Source organism: Bacillus sp. FSL R5-0431 (assembly GCF_038002985.1).
GTDB lineage: Bacteria > Bacillota > Bacilli > Bacillales > Bacillaceae > Bacillus.
Genome location: NZ_JBBOOG010000002.1, coordinates 1 through 5,748, shown reverse-complemented (window position 1 = coordinate 5,748; position 5,748 = coordinate 1). Strand labels below are relative to the sequence as shown.

At 38.2% G+C, this 5,748-nt stretch carries 5 protein-coding genes and 1 pseudogene; 3 read left to right on the top strand and 3 right to left on the bottom strand.

Translation table 11 applies throughout. From position 1 onward, the window contains the following. Positions 1-195 (bottom strand): annotated as a pseudogene (locus tag MKZ03_RS18935) (protein rep); the annotation flags it as partial. A gap of 155 nt (positions 196-350) precedes the next feature. Between MKZ03_RS18935 and MKZ03_RS18930 the strand changes: the two are divergent. After that, entirely contained in the window at positions 351-638 is a 288-nt protein-coding gene (locus tag MKZ03_RS18930; RefSeq protein ID WP_341032650.1) for a hypothetical protein, read from the top strand. A gap of 48 nt (positions 639-686) precedes the next feature. Here MKZ03_RS18930 and MKZ03_RS18925 read toward each other — a convergent pair whose 3' ends face one another. Next, on the bottom strand, positions 687-1,805 hold the full coding sequence (locus tag MKZ03_RS18925; RefSeq protein ID WP_341032649.1) for a Rap family tetratricopeptide repeat protein: 1,119 nt from the start codon (positions 1,803-1,805) through the stop codon (positions 687-689). A gap of 1,346 nt (positions 1,806-3,151) precedes the next feature. Here MKZ03_RS18925 and MKZ03_RS18920 point away from each other — a divergent pair. Next, positions 3,152-3,625, top strand: coding sequence for a DUF3967 domain-containing protein (locus tag MKZ03_RS18920; protein ID WP_341032648.1), 474 nt, complete (start codon positions 3,152-3,154; stop codon positions 3,623-3,625). Between the two features lie 649 nt (positions 3,626-4,274). Continuing rightward, a complete protein-coding gene (locus MKZ03_RS18915) occupies positions 4,275-4,880 on the top strand; it encodes a hypothetical protein (protein ID WP_341032647.1) in 606 nt (201 codons plus the stop codon). A 37-nt stretch (positions 4,881-4,917) separates the two neighbouring features. Here the strand turns inward: MKZ03_RS18915 and MKZ03_RS18910 are convergent. Next, positions 4,918-5,748, bottom strand: an 831-nt coding sequence (locus MKZ03_RS18910) for a protein rep (RefSeq protein WP_341032646.1), incomplete at its 5' end; no start/stop codon positions are given.

The window sequence follows — 5,748 nt, the reverse complement described above, 5'->3', positions numbered from 1 at the left end:
CGCTAGACATTCCGCACAATCACATACTTTCTCTGCCTTTTTTCCGTAGTAAGGCGCACCGGTACGCTTTTCAAGTCCTTCATAGTGAGACGCCATCAGTGACGATCTCAACTTTTTCCCTTTCCAATCCCGCTTTTTACCTGTTGCGGATTTGTCCTCAAGGGTGATATAATTCGATTCAGATGAATGAAACAAAGCAAAAAACTCCTTCTGCGCTAGTTCTCTAGCATTCTATTATTTAAGATTCGACACCTTAATAATAGCAGATGGAGTTTTGTGCTGTCAAAATACCTTTAAAGCCTTGATATCACTGCATTTATTGCACTTTTTTAAAATGACAATGTTTCTATATGTATCAAGATAAGAAAAGACACGATTCTGACTCCGTCAAAATCGCCCAAAAAGCTGGCGAAACCGCCATCTTTTTAAAAACTAAAACCTCAAAACCTAAAAGACCAAAGACTAAACCAAATTTCCCCGCAGGGGGAGATTTTTTTTTTGATTTTTGGATCATGCTGCACAACAAAAAAACAGACCCTAAAGGTCTGTCATTTTCATGTTACAAATTAAATTCAATACATCATGTTGCATTCCTTGAAGCAACAGAAACGCTGTTATCTTGCGTCGCTAAACCATAAACTGGCGCAACAGCCACAGCTAAAATCAAAACGGCAGCCATAATTTTTTTAAACGTCATATTCAAAATCGCCCCTTTGAATCAGTTTCTGAACTTGGATCATCTTCTTGTAAAAAAATACAGAATCATCCAGTCGTTCTATGTCATTATAAAATCTTCCAGCCTCTAAAGCTAGGTCTTCTAAATAAGGATAACCACGACTATATAAAAGTTGATCGAATTTTTGATTGACTTCAACACTAGGTGAAACCGTCACATATAACTCATGAAGCACATTAAAAAGATCGACAAACATATAATCATCATACTTTTCAGCATAGCTTTTTCCCTTCACACAATAGTCAAGAGCTTCTTCCTTTAGTCCCTGCTTAAAGAAAATGATGGCTAAATCATAACAAGCTTGTACAACCTCTTTAGCACCGATCTTCTCGCCTAACTCTAATGCACGTTGGTAATATACTGTTGCTTTCGCAACATCATCTTGTTTATTAAAACAGTTTCCTAAATTCAACAAACCCTTAGTCGTAATGTAATCATGGCCAAGTGCAATAGATTCCTGTAAAGCTAATTTCAAATGGGGAAGTGCCTTCTCATAACTGACCAGATCGTCATAATTTCCCGCAATCACGAATCTACACTGGATTAACCTAACTTGATATATACTGTTTGCCTTATAAGCATGATACGCCTGTTCAACATAATACATAGATAGATGTGTTTGCTTCATGTGATAAAAGATTTCTGCCATTTTGAAAAAGAACTCCGCACGCTCCAATTCATCAGCTACTTTATCAAGTTTTCTTTCAGCATAGCGATAAAATGTAATAGCTTTTATGTACTCCCCTTTAGAAAACTCATACATCCCTCTGAAAAAATTGAAGTAGTACTCCATAATACCAGTAAGCCTTTTCCCTTCACCTTCGACAGCTCTCAAATAATCAGCTTTGTTGACAGTATTTTTTGATGGATTTACGTATTCAAGCATCTGTTCATGGCGAAATTCCATTAGCTGAAAATAAAGAACAACCTGTTCGTCTTCCTCCATCAAATCCAGTTCATTCTTAACTTCGTTACGGAGAATCTCTGCATCTGTCACATTCAACCTTTTGATATGTCGATACCACTCATTAATCTTCTGACCAACCACAGGCGCTGCAATAGTTCCCATACCATCAATCCCCCGATACATCGCTTTTTTATGTTAAATCCTAGCACATGAAATACGGCTATAACTTGCTTGCGTTTCCATTTTTGAAAATTTTCGGTATCTCGCAAACGTTTTTTAAAATGAATTCAGCAGACAAAACGAAAAAACGCATTTAAATCCCTTATAAGCGTTTTTAACGAATTCCCCTATTTCAAATACCTGAACAAAAATAAAAGCGCTCAGAAACAAATCTGAACGCTCTCAGAGGCATTTTAGAATTACAGCCTCGGTATTTTTATACGTTTTAATCATTCAAATAAATCTTTGTCACAAACTCAAAACGAGTCAATCCATAGCTATGACTAGCTTCAATTTGTTTTTTTCTTCCGTAGTACCCCCCTGTTAGAGTGGGGGGGTTCCCGTTTGGCTCTCGGTGCTTCGCTTTTCGTTGCCACTCGACGACTGTCGTCGTCTTCCGCTGCGCACCTTCGCCAAACAAAACAAACGCACAAATATTTCTTTAATCTTATCATTTTTGACTCTTTCATGCCAACGGTACAATGCCTCGCATTCTGCTTTGAACGGAGAGAAAACCCACAGCACCTATTTAGGTGCATAAGTGGGCACTGGTTCTCCAGTGACTCTTTTCGGGCTCTGCCCAAACCCGCCAACGGTCAGCCCGTTGGATCGCAAATATTCAAACCCCCTACCCCCGATCTTCGGGGGATGCCCCTTCGGCGGGCGCAAACAAACGGGGTTTGTTTGAATCAATAGGCTTTGGGTGTGGTGAATGAGTCAACTCCTTAATGCTCACTTTCGTTCCGCTTACCGTTGACTCATGCCGAATGTTTTTCACTCCATTTTTTAAACAGTAACGCTCCTTTTGAGTGCACACTTTTCCGAAACAACACAAAACAAACACGAAACTTAATTCAAAGCTTTTGAACCCTTGTTGCTACTGATTTTTTTGCAAAACGCTCCCTTTCTTTGTGTGCAGGTGCGCTCCTTTTCAAACACAAAACGTTACTCAATTCTTCTCACTTTTCCTTTTTATGGTGTGGCAGTTTTGCCGTTTCTGCCACATTACCGCATTTTTCTCCTAAAAAAAGGTGTGTCAGAATTTCATTTTTAGGCACATTCCTTTCAAAAATCGCAACCGCCACGAAACAAATCACACTGGGATTTCAAACATAAAGTGGTTGCAGTTTTCCCTTATGCTCTTTTCACCTTTTCCTAAATGTCTCCGGCGACACTTATCAAATTTTTTCTCTTTCAACCCGCTACGCAAAACAAAAACATTTTGCCTTTTGATCTAGGAGGGCGTAGCGTATACCGTAGCGAATAAATCATAAAGAGGTGAACCCGCTATGAAACCCGAAACCTATCTTTCTTCACAAGACATTGCAAACAAGCTCAATGTCTCCAGCGTCACGATACGCAAATACGCCGCCATGCTTGAGAAAAATGGCTATAATTTCGCCAGAGACACTAAGGGATGGCGTCAGTATAATGAGTCCGATTTATCCGCTATGGAGTATATATACACACACTCTAAATTAAGTGGTAAATCACTAGAAGAAGTAGCCAAACTTGTAGCGACCTTGTATCGGTCAAACTTGTCCATATCGGATACCGCTACACCGCTACAAGATATCAATGTCGCCGATCTCATTCAAAGACAAGAGAAATTCAATCGGGCCATCCTAAAACGACTCGAACAATTTGAAGAACAGCAAAAAAAGCGAGATGAAAATCTCATGCTCGCTTTGAAAGAATCCATTGAAGCAAAAAAAATGATTGCTGCTGCTCAACAAAAAAAGTGGTGGCAATTTTGGAAATAGAACACCCATGACAATGGCGCACTTATACACACCCCTGTGTGCGTGCTAAAATCTCTCGATTTCCGTCAAGCGTGTAAAGAAAAAGCCGACTTAATAGCCGGCTTCTTCTGATTCTTCAAACCACACTGCAAAGAGCATCAAACCACAAATAATCATTGCCCCTAAATCCATCACATGAATTTCAATGGTCATCATGTTCACCTCCACAGTGAACGGATTCTACCACAGAAATTTTCATTAAAACCAAGCTCTAAAAAATAAAAAAAATGATTGCGGACACCGCAACCAAAAAAGAAATTTTCCAACGAATTCCCAACACTAAATCATTCAATGTTAGGATGAAAATATACCCAAAAAAAGGAGTGATTTCTATAGATCAATTCTACAAAAACGGTGGTTTATAGTAAGCCAAAACGATACCAATTATAGCTTCAATAAGTGAGATCACTATGATGATCAAATGATTAATAGGGCGATCTTTAGTAATTAGTTTCTGACCTAAATAATTCAGTAGATAGAAAACCAAAAACATTATTAAAACCGTATAAATAACAGCTAGCATACACAATACACCGTCCCTTATTTGTGGTTGTTTAACCAAATTTTGTAACCGCTTGTAATACTATCATTTCAGGAGGATTTGAACAATATGACTTCAAAACTATCAAAAAAATCAATCAGCTCAACTGTTTTAATGGGACTTGCTACGATCACTTTATCTTTAGGAATATATGCTCCAGATGCGAAAGCAACACAAAATGAACCAGTAGCACATCTGAAAGAAGTTGAAAGAATCAACGACAAACTAGATCAACTAACTGATAAAGCAAACGCTCAACTAAAAAAAGGATTAGATAACGTTGTAGTACAAGAACCTCTCAACGTACAGGGAGACAAACTTGAATTGTCTATGAACGTTGAAGACATTTCAACAAAAGCAGTACAACAAAAGAAATTCAATGCAAAGGTTAAAAATACCACTCCTGCTTTTGGTTTTGCTCATGAAGTAAGTGGTAAATTCACTTATGAAAAAGGTAAACTGAAAAGTAGCAGTTATGATGCATATTTAACTGGCGTCTTTTATTCAAAATCTCACAAAACAAAACAACACAAACTAGACCCTAGCGTTTGGGAAATTCGCAGTAGAGGAACTTTCAAAGCACTAAAATACACACCTGTTGAATACACTTCTCGTGTTGACGTAGGACTTTACGGCAGTGGAGATTATAGAGTTCTAAAAGCAAAAATCAACTAATCCATACAAAAAAAGCAGGCTAATAGAGCCTGCTTTTCTATGTAATTATGTAATTCTTGATGCCAACATGCCAATGAGCCATGACTTCAAATGTCTCATTAGCCACCTCATCATCATCTTCTTCAATTCTGACAAGATCCCCGTCCTCGGCATCCGTCAAATTCAGTTCCTTATGAATATCTTTCAAGATCCCACCATAACCGATTAAACGCCTGGCACTTAATGCATCATCCAAATAATAGACCGTATCCAAATTCTCCTCGGTCACTTCATTACCACGTATCACATCAGTATCCTTAACAGGATACTTAGAGATTTCAAGAATGGCTTTTTGTTCTTCCATTGCTTCGCGGACTTCTTTTTCAATCGCTTCTGCATCGATTCCCTTTTTTCCTTTGACCCGCTGCACATGCACAATCGGTGTGTAATCCAATTTCATTGCCCTTTTCCAAAGGCTTGTCCATTCTGCTTGTTTGATATAGCTTTTACCTGTGAAATAACTTCTTTTCACTGGAATCAATACATGAAAATGCGGATGATATGTATTTTCTTCATGATTTTTCGTAATCTCTAAAGCTCTGAAAAAACCAAGTGTTCCAGTTTTCACTTTTTTGTATTGAAACAACTTTCTAAAGCCTTGCATCATATCAGTAATCGTTTGTTTTAAATCATCGCCCTCAACATTTTTTACCGTCAACGTGAGGAATATCCACGCAGGCTTATATTGCCGATTTGCTTCTTCTACAATCAACTTATTGTGACAAGCAATTTTTAACGACCTTCGCCACGCACACATAGGGCATAACCTCACTTTACAAAAATAGGCTTGATATAATCGTAGTCTGCCCGTTTCTTTATCTCTTCTAAA